This is a genomic window from Acinetobacter sp. NEB149 (assembly GCF_012516415.1).
Classification (GTDB): Bacteria; Pseudomonadota; Gammaproteobacteria; order Pseudomonadales; family Moraxellaceae; genus Acinetobacter; species Acinetobacter lwoffii_V.
The window spans coordinates 1,552,336-1,566,330 of the sequence record NZ_CP051208.1; the positions used below are offsets into that span (position 1 = coordinate 1,552,336).

At 42.0% G+C, this 13,995-nt stretch carries 13 protein-coding genes and 1 pseudogene; 3 read left to right on the plus strand and 11 right to left on the minus strand.

Translation table 11 applies throughout. The features are described 5' to 3' along the window. Positions 1-36 precede the first annotated feature (36 nt). The 5 genes from HGD77_RS07475 to HGD77_RS07495 all read right to left on the minus strand — a co-directional run bounded on the left by HGD77_RS07475 (position 37) and on the right by HGD77_RS07495 (position 5,550). On the minus strand, positions 37-1,638 hold the full coding sequence (locus tag HGD77_RS07475; RefSeq protein WP_086044850.1) for an ABC transporter ATP-binding protein: 1,602 nt from the start codon (positions 1,636-1,638) through the stop codon (positions 37-39). A gap of 120 nt (positions 1,639-1,758) precedes the next feature. After that, positions 1,759-2,859, minus strand: coding sequence for a BMP family ABC transporter substrate-binding protein (locus HGD77_RS07480; RefSeq protein ID WP_086044849.1), 1,101 nt, complete (start codon positions 2,857-2,859; stop codon positions 1,759-1,761). A 433-nt stretch (positions 2,860-3,292) separates the two neighbouring features. Continuing rightward, the gene (locus tag HGD77_RS07485) at positions 3,293-3,763 is read right to left on the minus strand and encodes a transposase family protein (RefSeq protein WP_086044848.1); all 471 of its coding nucleotides are present in this window, start codon (positions 3,761-3,763) and stop codon (positions 3,293-3,295) included. Further along, positions 3,711-4,106 carry a transposase family protein gene (locus tag HGD77_RS07490; protein ID WP_071850805.1) on the minus strand — a complete coding sequence of 132 codons (396 nt, stop codon included), beginning with the start codon at positions 4,104-4,106 and terminating at the stop codon, positions 3,711-3,713. The genes HGD77_RS07485 and HGD77_RS07490 overlap by 53 nt, the downstream gene beginning before the upstream one ends. 388 nt (positions 4,107-4,494) lie before the next feature. Continuing rightward, positions 4,495-5,550: an aromatic ring-hydroxylating oxygenase subunit alpha gene (locus HGD77_RS07495; protein ID WP_086044847.1), complete on the minus strand. Its 1,056-nt coding sequence runs from the start codon at positions 5,548-5,550 to the stop codon at positions 4,495-4,497. 278 nt (positions 5,551-5,828) lie between these two features. On the opposite strand from HGD77_RS07495, the gene HGD77_RS07500 reads away from it, so the two are divergent. Beyond that, positions 5,829-6,752 (plus strand): LysR family transcriptional regulator, encoded by a 924-nt coding sequence (locus HGD77_RS07500; RefSeq protein WP_086044846.1) that lies wholly within the window; start codon positions 5,829-5,831, stop codon positions 6,750-6,752. Positions 6,753-6,828: 76 nt separating this feature from the next. Here the strand turns inward: HGD77_RS07500 and hpxO are convergent, their stop codons facing one another. Beyond that, positions 6,829-7,986 carry an FAD-dependent urate hydroxylase HpxO gene (gene hpxO, locus HGD77_RS07505; RefSeq protein WP_086044845.1) on the minus strand — a complete coding sequence of 386 codons (1,158 nt, stop codon included), beginning with the start codon at positions 7,984-7,986 and terminating at the stop codon, positions 6,829-6,831. A gap of 210 nt (positions 7,987-8,196) precedes the next feature. Here hpxO and alc point away from each other — a divergent pair. Next, positions 8,197-9,199: pseudogene (alc, locus tag HGD77_RS07510) on the plus strand (allantoicase). Between the two features lie 12 nt (positions 9,200-9,211). After that, entirely contained in the window at positions 9,212-9,709 is a 498-nt protein-coding gene (locus HGD77_RS07515; RefSeq protein WP_004646920.1) for an ureidoglycolate lyase, read from the plus strand. A gap of 57 nt (positions 9,710-9,766) precedes the next feature. On the opposite strand, the gene HGD77_RS07520 is transcribed toward HGD77_RS07515, so the two are convergent. From HGD77_RS07520 to puuE, 5 genes are all read right to left on the minus strand, one after another. Beyond that, positions 9,767-10,480 (minus strand): outer membrane protein OmpK, encoded by a 714-nt coding sequence (locus HGD77_RS07520; protein WP_086044844.1) that lies wholly within the window; start codon positions 10,478-10,480, stop codon positions 9,767-9,769. A gap of 126 nt (positions 10,481-10,606) precedes the next feature. Further along, on the minus strand, positions 10,607-11,965 hold the full coding sequence (locus HGD77_RS07525; RefSeq protein ID WP_086044843.1) for a nucleobase:cation symporter-2 family protein: 1,359 nt from the start codon (positions 11,963-11,965) through the stop codon (positions 10,607-10,609). A gap of 30 nt (positions 11,966-11,995) precedes the next feature. Then, a complete protein-coding gene (gene uraH / locus HGD77_RS07530) occupies positions 11,996-12,316 on the minus strand; it encodes a hydroxyisourate hydrolase (protein ID WP_004280258.1) in 321 nt (106 codons plus the stop codon). Then, complete coding sequence (gene uraD, locus HGD77_RS07535; RefSeq protein ID WP_085064723.1) at positions 12,313-12,816, minus strand: 2-oxo-4-hydroxy-4-carboxy-5-ureidoimidazoline decarboxylase; 504 nt, start codon at positions 12,814-12,816, stop codon at positions 12,313-12,315. Before uraD ends, uraH begins: the two co-directional genes overlap by 4 nt. Positions 12,817-12,959: 143 nt before the next feature. Further along, positions 12,960-13,922, minus strand: coding sequence for an allantoinase PuuE (gene puuE / locus HGD77_RS07540; RefSeq protein ID WP_004729752.1), 963 nt, complete (start codon positions 13,920-13,922; stop codon positions 12,960-12,962). Between the last annotated feature and the right edge of the window lie 73 nt (positions 13,923-13,995).

Sequence of the window (13,995 nt, forward strand, 5' to 3'; positions counted from 1 at the left end):
CTCTCCTCTCAACCCGTATATTTGTTTTTGGCTATATTAAGCATGAGCTTGCTGCTCCTCTACGATGATCGCAGTGTCATGGCCTGGAATGCCTGACATCAAGATTCCAACATTTTCAGTATTGGTTTCATGAGTAGGTATCGCTGGAGATAGTTCACCATTGGCCAACACGCAGAGACGATCACTGATTTCAAACAGCTCCTCTAACTCTTCTGAAATCACCAAAATAGCAACACCTTGTCGAGAGAGGTCGATCAGGGTCTGCCGAATAAACATGGACGCGCCGACATCTACGCCCCAGGTCGGTTGAGCCACAATTAGGAATTTCGGGTTTTGCAAAATTTCCCGGCCGACAATAAATTTTTGTAGATTTCCACCGGACAAGGAACGTGCTTCTGCCTCTGGGCCACTGGCTTTCACCCCGAATTTTTCAATACAGTGCTCGGCAAAAAGCTTACATTGTGCAAACTTGATTAATCCCCATTGCGTCAGGTTCTGCCGAAATGCGGTCAGCAAGGCATTCTGGGACAGTGTCATGTTCGGGACTGCTCCTCGGCCCAGACGTTCTTCAGGGACAAAGCCCAGGCCCAAATCACGCCGTTGTCCAGAACTGAATCGGGAAATATCGATTTGATCCAGAACCATCCGGCCATGTTTCAGGCTATTTTCACCCGACAATAAAGACAGTAATTCTGCTTGCCCATTGCCAGAAATCCCGGCAATTCCTACAATTTCACCGGCAAAAATATTTAAATTGATATTTTTCAGCGACACACCAAATGGGTCGTCGGACTGGTAATTGAGATTCTCAACCTGGAATAATATCTGTTTTTCACCTGTATATTCAGGGCGTACATAGGTCGGTAAATCACGGCCAATCATTAAGCGTGCTAAATCACTGGTACTGTTGTCTTTGGGATTAACATTTCCGGTGACACGGCCATTGCGTAAGATGGTCGCTTCATCACAGAGTTCTTTGATCTCGTGTAATTTATGACTGATATATAAAATTGAAACGCCTTGGGAGGCCAATAACCGTAAAGTTTTAAACAGTTGCCGTACCGCTTGTGGTGTCAATACTGAAGTCGGTTCATCTAAAATGATTAAAGCGGGATTTTGCAAAAGGCAGCGAATAATTTCGACACGTTGCCGCTCACCTACCGATAAAGAATGTACTTCGCGGCGTGGATCAATGGGTAAACCATATTGTTCTGAAACTTCAATAATTTTTTGGCTCAGGACTTTTAAATGAATCTTTTCATCCAGTCCCAGCAAAATATTTTCCACCACGGTCAAGGTTTCAAATAAAGAGAAATGCTGATAGACCATGCCAATCCCGAGTTTTCTTGCCATCGACGGGTTATCAATATGAACTTCTTTACCGTTCCAGAGGATTTGTCCTTGATTGGCCTTGGTTGCCCCATAAATGATTTTCATCAGGGTACTTTTGCCAGCACCATTTTCACCCAAAATGGCATGAATTTGCCCAGGTTGAACGGTTAAATGTATCTGGTCATTCGCTTTCAATGAATTGTAACTTTTACAGATATTGATGAGCTGTAAACGCGGTACACCTGAAGAAGAACGTGCGTTCAACTCTTGCGCATGAGCAGATCTATCGTGTTGAGAGGTCATCATCAGTGCCCTATTCAATGCTGTGACAGTGCGGCATCCATCTGAAGCGTGCAGGCATTCAGATGGATGCGGGAAAGTACATCAAAGTATTTAAAGTTTTTTGAATTGCAAAATGACAAAGCTTTATTTCGGTAATGAACCCTCTACGCCCTTCACGTAGTAATTCATTTTGCTTAGTGCCGCATCATCTAGGCGCTTGCCCTTTGCCAAGACCAATGTGCCATCCTGTTTATGAATCGGGCCGGTAAATGGATGCAATGTGCCTTTTAAAATACCGTCACGTACGCTGAGTGCTTTTGCTTTAGAGGCTGCCGACACGGAAGGACCAAAGCTTTCAATATCGACTGCTTTTTGTTTCACGCCGTACCACATTGCACTTGGTTTCCAGGTTTTATTGCTGACTTGCATCATTACCGGGGTGTAAATTTTTTCCCAATGTAAAACCGATGCGGCAAGATGCGCTTTAGGGCCAAATTTGCTCATGTCAGAGTCCCAGCCAAAAGCAAAGACACCTTTTTGTTCAGCCGCCTGTACCACTGCCGGAGAATCGGTATTTTGCATCAGCACATCTGCACCTTGAGCAATCAATGCCAAGGCTGCATCACGCTCTTTGCCCGGGTTAAACCATGAATTCACCCAAATGACTTTGGTTTTAATTTTTGGATTTACACTTTGTGCACCGAGGGTATAGGCATTGATATTACGGATGACTTCAGGAATCGGAAAAGACGCAACTACACCCAAAACATTATTTTTGGTTTTTTGCCCTGCGACCACACCCAGCATATAAGCGCCTTCATAGGTACGGACATCATACACTCCTAAATTTTTCCCCTGCTTATAACCGGTTGCATGCATAAATACTGTATTGGGAAATTGCTTGGATACTTTCTCCATTGCATTCATATAACCAAACGAAGTCGCAAAAATGACTTTATTGCCTTGTTGTGCCAGGTTGCGGATCACACGTTCGGCATCTGCTGTTTCAGGGACATTTTCGATATAAGAGGTTTTATATTTTCCTGCGAGGGTTTTTTCAGCCTTAATCCGGCCCTGATCGTGAGAATAGGTCCAGCCATGGTCGCTGGTTGGGCCAATATAAACAAATGCGGCTTTATCTTGGGCCTGAACATTGGCGACAGCGGCCATGCCCATTACACCACTTGCCATTAATACCCCTACCAATTTTTTCAATCCGGTTTTCAAGCTATTTTTTTCTTTCATTCTATTCTGCTCTTGGTTGTTCTGTGTCATGCAACACATGCTTTAAAATGACTTCACGCAAATGTGCTCAGTCTGTTCAAGATATAATTAGCAATAAGCATTCCAGTTTTTATAAAAATAATAGAAATAGGGTTTTAAAATAAAATGTTTTTTGTTTTTATAATTTAATTAAGGCGTAATGATGTTAAATTTATAAAAGCTTATTTTGTGATTGATAGGGAATTTAATTTATAAAATGGATTTATTTTTTATTTTTGCTTATAAGTGGTGCGATAAAATAAAATGCCTTAAATTTGCGCATTCCTTTTTTAATCCAAGCTTCATATTTTTCATGAGCAAAGATAAATTAAAATGATAGAACCATGTATTGAGCTTCATTGAGGGATTGGAATTTTTTTTATATAAGTTACTAATATTAGACCTCTTTCATAAATCATTTTTTACTCAGCTCCAAGTTATAAATTCCAGCAATTAGATTGAATCTCAAACCGAGTCTTTTAGCTCTATTGCGATAACGTTCCGCAAGGATCTTGAAAGTTTTTAGACTGCCAAATACATGCTCAATTGCTATTCTTCTTTTATTGATTTCCTGATTATAGATTTTTAGTTCAGGATCCAATTTACAGCGTCTTTTGGCTTTTAAGGGCAACAGGCTATTGGGATACAAAGTATAAATCCCCTGATAACCTTTATCCGCAAGAACAAAGGCTCCTGAAGGAATCTGGTTTAAATTGCGTTTGAACAACTCGAAATCATGCACTGCACCGCGACTGCTACATAAACTCAGAATTTGCTGAGTCTTGTAGTGAATCATGGCCTGTACTTTAAAGGTATGGGGCTTTTTCTTGCCGCTATAGCTTTTCTTCTGTTTTTTTGGGCCTTTGTATTGGAATTTCCGTGGCATCCACGATCACAACATTCCAGTCAATGCCTTCGCCCTCGGGTAAATCTTTCGGTAAATTAAAAAGATTGGACCGAATCAGGCAGTCTTCAACATGACGGACAATTCTTGAGGCTGTGGGCTCTGAAACCCCGTAACTCGTTGCAACGTGAAATAAGGTTCGGTATTCCCGCCAATAGCTCAGACAGAGCAGAACCTGGTCTTCCAGGCTTAACTTGGGCGGTCTGCCTTTGACAGGAACATGTTTCTTCAATTGCTCAACCATCAAATAGAAAGTTGACCATGAGATGCCCGTGTATCGCTTGAACTGAGGATCAGAAAGCTTGTTTGAATCGATGTATTTCATCCGCAGATTATGCACGAATGCCAAGAAATTAGGAGTGCAAATATTAACCAAAAAGAAGATCATTTTTTGATTTATGAAAGAGATCTATTAAAATATATTAATATTTTTTATAATTCAATTTAGCTTGTAATGTACTGAGGGGGTAATGTTCTAAAGATATTATTCTTTTCTCTCCTCATTGAAGGAGGTTGGAAATCTCTAATCGGAGCTTGCCTGGATTGATTTATTTAATTTCCAAATTTTGAAAATATTAATCAATTTTAATTAATAAATAAGGACATATAAATAATATTTTGATCATTCAAAAATAATATAAATAAAAACCACTATATTAGAATATAGGGTTTCTATTTAAAATTTAATCTATATTTTTTAATTTTAAAATATATTAGACCACATAACGTTTACTTAATCCCCACTCAGCTAAGATTCGACGGTAAGTCGTTGAAGAGCGATCCGCTTCAAAATGTGCTTCCATGGAAATATCGAGCGGTAATTCTTCAGGTTTCTGGCTTTCCACCATGTCCTGATCTTCGGCAAAAATTTGTGCATTGAAGTCATATACTGCCTGTAAATCTCCTGTGGTATCGAAGTTACGTGTCAGTGGCACAAATAAACGGGTTTTATTGTGTGAGACCGGACAACAAGCATTGAGAATTTTTAATTGTCCCTGTTCTGGGAAATGTACGGTAAGCACCGCAGAAAACGGTGGATAGACATCAAATACCCGTTTCCACAAAAAGCCTTCCGGCGCCAGATCTTGCATCCCATGCGGATAGTTGCTGACATCACTGACATATTCGGTATGTAAACCATATTCGGTCCGTGCTGTTGAATATTTGGGCACTACCTGATTTTCAGGATCTGCGAAAGAACCCTGATGAACCCAGGCAAAATGTGCAACATCAATAAAGCCTTCCAGTTGACGGCCACTTGAGCCGCCAATATCCACAAACGGCGGTAAAATTGCCTGATGATCTGGCATCTCCCAGGTATCTAAAACAGGAAAATTGGCTTTTGCTTCGTCACGGCCAAAAATACTGGTCCAGATCAAGCCATATTTTTGCACTACTGGAAATTTGGTCAGAGAAAAGCGCTCAGAAATGTTGGTCAGCTCGGGTTGTGCAGGAATTTTGATACATTTTCCCTGGCCATTGTAGTGTAAGCCATGATAAGGACAGACCAGATTTTCACCCGAAACCCAGCCTTTGGTTAAGGGTACGCCCCGGTGTGGACAGAGATCACGAACCAGGTGAATTGCACCACTGTCTGTTTTATACAGTGCAAGTTTGACATCAAGCAGGGTTACTTGTTGCGGTTGGGTAGAAACGTCCTGAATCCGTGCAACCGGATACCAGTGACGAGCCAGAATTTCCCAGTCCTGATCATCAAACTGGCTATAGCAGGGTTTGTTGAATAAATTGATGACTGGAATGGCGTTCATATCAAACCTATATTCTTACTGTGGATGGTCTCTTTTTACAGGCCTTGAACAGTACAGAACTGTGCAATTTTGGCTTTGCTTATGATTGAAATTACTTAATTTATTGTCATTCTGTCTATTAGAATGATTCGTACTATTCATTCTTAAAATTAGAACACATCAACCATGTACAAATGTACTTGCCGATTAAAGCTACCTTCTTTGGCATAAAACTCGCATAAACACGTTTATCTCAAATATTGATATAAATAAACGGTGGTACTTGCTTGACTAAATTGATGAATACGCCTTTTTCCCGATTTTCAGAATATTTTATCGCGGTGGCGAAAACGGGAAGTTTACGCAAGGCCGCAGATCAATTATTCATTTCCGTGTCTGCAGTACATCGGCAAATTGCTCTGGCTGAAGAAGAACTGGGAATTATGTTATTTGAGCGCTTGCCCAATGGTTTAAAACTGACACTGGCGGGCGAATTACTCTATGCCGATGTTATGAAATGGCAAAAAGAATTCCAGCAAACCCGGATTCGCTTTGATGAAATTCAGGGGCTTACGCGTGGGACCATCGAATTTGGTTTAATTTCTGCCTTGAATGATGGTTTTGTCATGCAGTCCGTGCAATATATGTATGAACATTATCCCTGGATTAATTTTAATATCCGGGTCGCAGACAGTGAAATTGTAGCCAAAAAAGTGATTGAGGCAGATCTGGATTTTGGCCTGATCCTGAATCCAAAATCCCATCAACATATTGAAGTCCTCCATTTTCTGGAACTGCCTTTAGGTTTTGTGATGGGTAAGTCTCATCCTCTTGTTCAAGCAGAAAAGATTTATTTTTCCGATACCTTGAATGACAACCATTTTATTCCGGCCGACCCCCTGATTATTCATGATTATGTACAGGCACTGTATAAACATCATCAATTTATACCCGCACGTAAAACGGAATCGAATGATATCCGCCTGATGAATACTCTCATTAAGGCGAATACCGGGATTGGAATTTTTAGTTATCTCGATGTTTTACCCTATGTCGAGCGAGATGAAGTGGTCTTTAAACCTATCTCTGAAAAAGGGCTGCATCCGCTAACCCTTGCTCTCTGTGTGGCGCCTAAACGCCAGATTTCACGCGTTTCCCAGTTGATGATCAAACATATTATTGAACAAATGGAGGCCTTAAAAAGCAAGGTGCAGCAACTGTAGTATTTTCATACTTAAATAACAAAAACCGCGATGGCTAAAATCGTGGTTTCTCGATATGTGATGCTATTAATGAAACTTAATCCAATGGATTACCCACAATATTGCTAATAATGCCTTTCATAATATGTGGGCCTTGCTCTTTCCGCAGGTCTGCATACCAGTCTTTGGTAATTTGCTCATCTTTCATATGCGTGACATCACAACGCTTACGTGCACGTAGCAGCAATTCATTGGCGCGTTCATTGCGTTTATTCTGATAACGTTTCAGGGCATCTTCCAGACCTAGCGTATTAATTTGTAAGGCACGTGCCAGATAGACCGCATCTTCCATTGCCTGGCAACCTCCCTGCCCGATATCCGGTGTGGTGCTATGTGCCGCATCCCCTAAAATTACCACACGGCCCTTATAAAACTGGTTAAAAGGCTCAATATCATGGATTTCGACACGATTGGTTTTCTGCTCATCAATACTGTCAATCAGGCATTGAACCTGGGAGCACCAGCCAGAGAAATATTGCTTTAATAAGATCTTATATTCCGAATGTTGATTCTCCAGACCTGCGGGCAATGGCACATCAAAGAAGAAATAAAAGCGATGCTCTGCCACAGGCATCAGTGAAGCGCGTTTGCCTTCACCGACAAAAGTGGTCCACTGCTGTGCGGGCGCTAAATCTTCAGAGATCTCAACCAGTCCGTTCCAGTTCACATAGCCAGCATAACGGCGTTCAACCTGTTTGCCCAATACATACTGACGCGTCATGGAATGGGTACCATCTGCGCCAATCAATAATGCTGCAGAAACAGTGCTGCCATCCTGAAAACCGATTTCAACGTGTTGCCCCTTATCCTCAATAGACATCATTTTTTTACCGAGCTGAATATCCTGCCGGCCAAACGCATCCATTAACATATTTTGTAATTCAGCACGCGATACCGGATATGGACGTTGACCGACTTCTTCAATTAACGGCGCCAAACTAAACTGCGTCATGACCTCGCCATTCAAACCATCGATATAGGCTAAGTCATTCATCTGGCCACCTAACTTTGCTACCTGTTCAGTTAAGCCCAGATAGTTCAAACACTTCACCCCGTTTGACCACAAGGAAATTGCAGCACCGACAGGTAAAATCTGTTCTGCCTGCTCATAGATGGTGACCCGATGTCCGAACTTTTTTAGTGCAATTCCTGTGGTTAATCCGCCCATGCCTGCCCCAATAATTGCAATCTCCATCTATTCCTCCTGGCTATTTCATCTTCATTGCCAGCTAAAATGCTAAAAACGTGCCATCCTGAAAAAAATGCACTAAATAAATAGCAAGAGTTGGCACACGCTGTGCTTTTAAATTCCTTCAATGTCCTGTTTTTATAAAGGCAGAAGACCTAAATTTGTATTTATAAAAGTGCATATTCATGTGACGTATACCAATGATGGAAATTTAAGATGGCGACCTTATTAGCTCCAATTTTTGATCTGCCTGCTCCAGTACAGCAGTTAACTAACCTTGCAGATGCCCGAATTGGCGCAGAAATTCTTGAATGTTCAGATGAGTTTTTTGCTGAAGCAAAACGCATGTTGCAATTTGAGGCACCGGTCTTTATCGAAGACAAGTTTGATGAGCATGGCAAATGGATGGATGGCTGGGAAACCCGTCGCAAGCGCCACACGGGCTATGATTGGGCCATCATTAAACTTGCTGTTGCAGGTCAAATACAGGCACTGGATATTGATACGACTTTTTTAGCGGTAATTATCCGGCCTCTGCTGCTGTGCAAGCATGTTATGCGCCAGATGGAAATCTTGATCAGGCAGAATGGATCAGCATTATAGAAAATAATGTCTTGGGCCCCAGCCAGCATCATATTGTTCAGATTTCAGCAAAGCAGATATTTACCCATGTCCGTTTGAATATTTATCCTGACGGTGGGATTGCACGTTTTAAGGTCTATGGTCAGGTAAAAATCAATCTGCAAGATAGTGATCAAATGCTAGATGTTTTGGCACTAGAACATGGTGGCCGTGTCGTTGCCTATAGCGATGCGCATTTTGGACATCCACGCAATCTGATTAATCCGGGACGTGGCATTAACATGGGCGATGGCTGGGAAACCAAACGGCGTCGTGCTCCAGGATTTGACTGGTGCATTTTGGCTTTAGGCGCCAGTGCCCGAATCGAGAAAATTGAAATTGATACCGCCCATTTTAAGGGAAATTTCCCTGCAGAGGTTTCTATTCAAGCCATCTATGTTGAGGATGCAACCGATGAGCAACTCATTCCACAAAGCATGTTCTGGCCTTTTTGTTAGCAGCCCAACCTATGCAAATGGATCATATTCATCATTACATCAATGAAATTTTACAACACGAAAAAATTTCCCATATTCGTGTCAACATGATTCCGGACGGTGGCATCAGCCGGATTCGTCTCTGGGGAAAATTGGCTTGAGTGATCAATGATATGTCTATGCAAAGTATAAAAATACAGCCTTTAAGCACTGAAAGTTTTCTGCCTTTTGGAGAAGTCATTGCCTGTCAGGGTAATCATTATTTTCATATCAATGAGCAGCAGACTGAGCGTTATCATGCCCTGGCTGAAGTAGAAAGTGACACCAAGGTCGGACTGAGTATTTTTAGAAATATGCAAGCTACGGCAATTCCTTTTCAAATCTCAATGCTGGAAAGGCATCCTCTAGGATCACAGGCTTTTATTCCGATGCACGGCCAGCAATTTTTAATCGTTGTAGCGCCTGAACTTGATTATACACAGCCCGATATTAGTCAGATTCAGGTATTTATCAGTGATGGTTCTCAAGGGATAAATTATCGTGCCGGAACCTGGCATCATCCATTATTGACCCTTGAAGCACCCAGCGAGTTTGTCGTAGTGGATCGTATAGGTAGCGGATCAAATTGTGATGTTCATCCTTTTCCTGAAAACATCCAGATCGTATTTTAAACGCATTAAAAAAAGCCCTTTTATCAGGGCTTTTAACTTATTTCTTCATCACTTTGCCTAGAAGTGATATTTCACTAAAGCACTGACATTATTTTCATCGGCATTTGGGATACCGAATTTGTTGTTCCAGATAGAATGTTCAATCCCCAGATATAAATTGGTGTCTGGAGAAATGTGTTTACCGACATTCCATTTCCATTGGGTGGTCCAGTTCATCTCGCTGTCATGAGTATCTTCTTCTGTAGACCAGTCCAAGAAGCCATCCACCAGAAATTCTTCAGTTCCCAGTTTAATTGGCACGCCATAGGTCAGTGTCAACTGGTAATCATCATCAATATTCTCATTATTCACGCGATAAAGGTTAATGCTGGCATAACGGAAATATGGAATATCCAGATCGAAACCTACGCCGTACAGGAAGTTATCAAAACCCTCTCCACCTTCCCAGGTCGTTGAAACCAGTACATCTTTAACCGGACCAAAGGCAAGCTTCTGACCCGACACTTCACCCAAGCTCAAACGTGGTGAAAATTCAAAATAACTGGATTTAAAGTCATCTGCGCCGCGCATACGGTCAATGAAGAAGAAGACATCTGCATATTTTATTTTTGCCGTATATTCAAAGGTCGCAGTCGCCTGTTTCTCATTGACCACCTCATAGTTTTCTCCATAAAGTCCGGTGACACTGAAGTCTTGCCAGATCGGTTTTGCCTGTGCGGATGCCGCACCCAATACAAGTAAAGTTGCAGCAGTAAGTTGAGTGAATTTCATAAATAAGGGTCCCCAGTGGAATGAAAAAATCACATTCTGAATTAAGCAAAAACAAAGCCAACATTTTTAATTTTTGATAAAAAAACAGCCCACTTTCCGGGCTGCTTTCATTCTGGTTTAAATTTTCTAATGGGGAAGTTTTGCCACAATTTCTGTAGTTGCTGTACTTTTATTTTTAAATAAGTTCAGTTGATTGAACAACAGGTTGAGTAAAATGGCCATTAAGCAGGTTGAGCTGATGCCTGAATGAAACAAGGTTTGTACCCATTTTGGAAAATTGGCATAAAAGGAATGATCAATAATTGGAATCATACCGGCAGCAATAGCGGTCGCAACAATGATGAGATTTTTTTGCTCGTTATAATCAATTTTAGCCAAGGTACGAATCCCGCTTGCAGCGACTGTTCCAAAAAGTACCAGACCTGCACCACCTAATACCGGTACAGGAATGGCAGCAATCAAACGTCCCATAATGGGCAGTAAACCCAGCACTACTAAAATCATGCCACCCGCAGCGACCACAAATCGGCTTTTAATTCCGGTAATCGCCACCAAGCCGACATTTTGCGCAAAAGCACTTTGCATAAATGAACCAAAAACCGGTGCCATCGCACTCGATAACATATCGGCACGCAAGCCATTCGAGATACGATCCGCATCCACTTTGGTACCTACAATCTCACCCACTGCAATGATATCTGCTGTGGTTTCGGTCATAATCACGAGAGTAACGATGAGCATGGAAATAATGGCTGTGAGCTCAAAAGTCGGTAGTCCAAAGGCGAAGAAGCTAGGTACCTGAATCCATGTCCCAGTCGCAACTTTAGAGAAATCACCAAAACCGAATAAATAAGCCAGTACTGAACCTAAAACAATTGCCAGTAAAATAGACAAGCGACGAATAGCAGCATGTCGGCTCAAATTCAGGCAGACGACTAAAGCTAAAGTCATGAGTGCCAGACCAATATTTTCGACACTTCCCCATTCTGATGCCTTGGGATTGCCGCCCATCATCCAGCGGACTGCTACAGGTAATAAAGACAAACCAATGATAGTAATGACGCAACCGGTCACGACTGGTGGAAAGAAACGGATAATTTTGGAAAAATAAGGTGCGAGGAAAAAACCGATCAATGATGCGACAATGACTGCACCGTAGACGGCTTGCAAACCACCGCCTGTAGTCACAATCGCGACCATCGTCGCAACGCCAGCGAAAGAAACCCCTTGTACCAAAGGTAATTTCGCGCCGATATATTTCACCCCAACGGTTTGCAAAATTGTGGCTAAACCACCCACAAATAGCGCCGCCGCAATCAATAATCCAATTTGATAAGCCTCTAGGCCGGCTGCTGTTCCCACGATTAAAGGTGGTGCAATAATTCCACCATACATGGTCAGTACGTGTTGCAAACCATAAGCTGCACTTTTCCCCGCACCTAAATATTCATGTTCAGGTGATATTGTTTTACTTTGTTCTGTCATTTTTCTCACCCTCAAAGTCTAAATATAAAATCAGCTTCCGCGATATGTGGAGTACGCGAATGGGCTGATCAGTAAAGGAATATGAAAATGCTGGAATGCATCTTTCACATAAAAATGAATAACTGCTTTAGGAAAAAAAGTTTCTAAACCCAAACCTTCAAAATAAGCAGATGTAAAAAACTCAAGACTATAGATACCTGTTTTTAAATCGACTATGCCAAAATCACTGACGCGACCGTCTGTATTGGTTTTTGTCTCAGCAAGCAAGCGACCGTCTTCAGCAAAAAGTCGTACCACCACGTCTGTCGCAGGTTTTCCCAGATGTGTATCTAAAATATGTGTGCTAATCATGCATGAAGCTCCTGAGCCAGTCGTGACAAGGCAATTTCTGCCAGTTGATGATGGACAATACGTTTCTCAATCTCTGGATCATTTAGCAAACGATAGTTCAGGGCTTGAAGGACGTCTTCACTGCTCAATCCAGCAGCTTTGATCAGAAAGATAAACCCATATTTTTTTTCATAGGCAAGATTGCCTTTAAGCAGCGCGAGCTGGGTATCGTCATCTGCTGTAATGCCGGATTGCTCACGATGGGAAAAGTCTTTTTCTATTTCACTTAATTCAGCCTGTGCCTGTTTTTCACCTATACGGGGATGATTATCCAGTGCAGTTTTAATCTCATCCCAACTCCAGGTCGCCGCTTGTTGTTGCGCTGCATTCAAAATATCCTCAAACGATGCATAAGGACGTTTTGCGGCAAGCTCGGTCGACCAGCTGGGTATTTGCACACAGTGCTTTAAAAAGATCATCGCATCTTCTGTTGATGCTTGATTAAATTCAACAAGTTGCACTATTCAATCGCCTGATTATATTGCTTGGTTATTTAAAACTGGTTTTGCAATAACAGTGCCAAAGCTGATGTGTTTGTTATTTTTATAAAGTACATGACTCAAAAAAGAGCATCTAAACTGATCTTTTCCAATATATTTTATGATTATGGCGCATGATGGTTATACCAGTGCTCGGCAATATCCCCACGGCGGCAAATCCAGACCTTGTCATGATTCTGAATATAATCTAGGAACTTTTGTAGTGCTTTAAAACGTCCCGGCCGTCCTAAAATACGGCAGTGCATGCCAATCGACAGCATTTTTGGCGCAGTTTCGCCTTCGGCATAGAGCACATCAAAAGCATCTTTGAGATATTGATAAAACTGTTCCCCGCTATTAAACCCGCCCGGTGAACTGAATTTCATGTCATTGCTATCCAGGCTATAAGGAATAATCAAATGCGGACGTGTTTCCCCTGCCTGATTGGTCAAGGTGCTCCAAAATGGCAAGTCATCTCCATAGTAATCAGCGTCATATTTGATGTGAGGAAATTCAGCCAGAAGTTGACGGGTGTTTGGACTGTCCCGACCGGTATACCAGCCAATAGGCGCTTCACCAAACAGGCTTTCCAGAACACTGATCGCCTGATCCATATACTGACGTTCAAGTTCAAGCGGCATGTCCTGATAATGTAGCCAGCGCTGCCCATGTGAAACCACATCATAATGAGCTGATTTAATCGCCTCGACCACATAAGGATTACGTATTAAGGCCATACCGACTCCAAAGATAGTCATCGGCAAACCACGTTTCTGGAACTCCTGATGAATCCGCCAGAAGCCTGCACGTGAACCATATTCGTACATCGAATCCATCGACATATGTTTGTCTGGAAAGCTGGCAGCACCGATGATTTCAGATAAAAACTGTTCTGACCCCGTATCACCATGTTCAATGTGGTTTTCACCACCTTCTTCATAATTCAGTACAAACTGTACCGCGACACGCGCGCCGTTTGGCCATTGCACTTTCGGTGGTTCACCATGATAGCCAATCAGGTCACGCGAATAAGGTGCACTGCGAATGCTGTCAATAAGTTCTTGTCCGCGTAAGTAGCTAGTCGTCACATCAATTCCTTGTCGATTCTGAGTAAATGATCAATTTTCTATACGCGTGATAAGCAATTTATGCGCCAAACTA